This is a genomic window from Sphingomonas sp. 28-62-20, from assembly GCF_002281505.1.
On the sequence record NZ_NCGH01000078.1, the window covers coordinates 1 to 1232 of the forward strand.

The 1232-nt window shown below is 64.2% G+C and carries 2 protein-coding genes and 1 pseudogene; all 3 read left to right on the plus strand.

Features of this window, described 5'->3' with window-relative positions; all coding sequences use genetic code 11:
* A partial coding sequence (locus B7Y43_RS20155) for a type IV secretion system protein (RefSeq protein ID WP_374133435.1) occupies nucleotides 1-205 on the plus strand: 205 nt, incomplete at its 5' end.
* Entirely contained in the window at nucleotides 202-1059 is an 858-nt protein-coding gene (virB9, locus tag B7Y43_RS20160; RefSeq protein ID WP_374133436.1) for a P-type conjugative transfer protein VirB9, read from the plus strand. The genes B7Y43_RS20155 and virB9, both read left to right, overlap by 4 nt.
* Nucleotides 1060-1064: 5 nt before the next feature.
* A pseudogene (locus B7Y43_RS20165) lies at nucleotides 1065-1232 on the plus strand (conjugal transfer protein TrbI); the annotation flags it as partial.

Consider the following 1232-nt stretch of genomic DNA (forward strand, 5'->3'; position numbering starts at 1 on the left):
CAACATCGCCTTTATCAACGATCGCGTCGCCAATGTGCGCTTCACGCGCACGGTCCAGACCGACACCGACACGCAGAGCACCGACTGGATCGCGACCGTGACGTTCCGGTACACGAACGCGCCGATGGCCGAAGGGGATCGCTACCGCAATCCCCTAGGCTTTCAGGTCGAGAACTACCGGGCCGACCCGGAGGTGGTGCGGTGAACCGGCTCGTTTGCCTCGCAGGCGCTGTCGCGCTGATCGCTGCCCCTGCCCTTGCCGAGGATACGCCGCGCGGCGGCCCCTCGGACCCGCGCGTGAAGTTCGTCGAGTATCAGGAAACGCAGGTCTACCGGATTGTCGGCACCTTCCGCACCGCGACCCAGATCGTGCTCGGTGCCGATGAGACGATTGAGCATGTGGCGCTCGGCGACACGGTGTCGTGGGAAGTTGCTGTCGCTGGCCATATCCTGTTCCTGAAACCACGCGAACGTGCGGGGCCGACCAACCTCATCGTCACGACCAATCGGGGCGGTGAGCTCCGCAACTACGCCTTCGAGCTTACCGCGCGTCGAGGACCGATCAGCAGCAAGAGCGCCAATACCTATTTCCAGGTTCGCTTCCGGTATCCGCGTGACGAAGCCGAGCGCGCGGCGCGTATGCAGGCGACACGGGAGGCGCAGCGCGTGGCAGCGCTGCAGGCAAGCGTCGTCCGGGGAGCCCTCGACCATGGCGTGATCGAGGGCCCGCGCAATCTGAACTACAAGGTTCAGGGATCGAGCGATCTGCAGCCATCGGAGATTTCCGACAATGGCCAGTTCACGGTCCTGCGCTTCCCCGGCAAGCACGAGATCCCCGCCATTTACATGGTGCGACCGGACGGGACCGAGACGCTGGTCCCCTTCGACGTTCGGGACGATTTCGTGGTCGTACACATTGTCACAGCCCAACTCCGACTGCGGCGGAACCGGGAAGTGCTCTGCATCTATAACCTGGCCCCGACACCTTACGGCGTCGATCACGGCACGAACACCGCATCGCCGCATGTCGAGCGCACCATACAAGACCTGAAGGAGTGAGCGCGATGGACGAATCTGCGCCAGAAGACCGCCGTCGACCGCAGGGAGATCCGACCCCGGAACGGGACGAGATTGTCCGCGAACGCGGCATCGATCCGATCGGTGGCATGACGCCGGCGAAGCGAAACGGCGCCCTGATCTTTGCCGGCACCGCGATGGTGCTCGGCATCCTG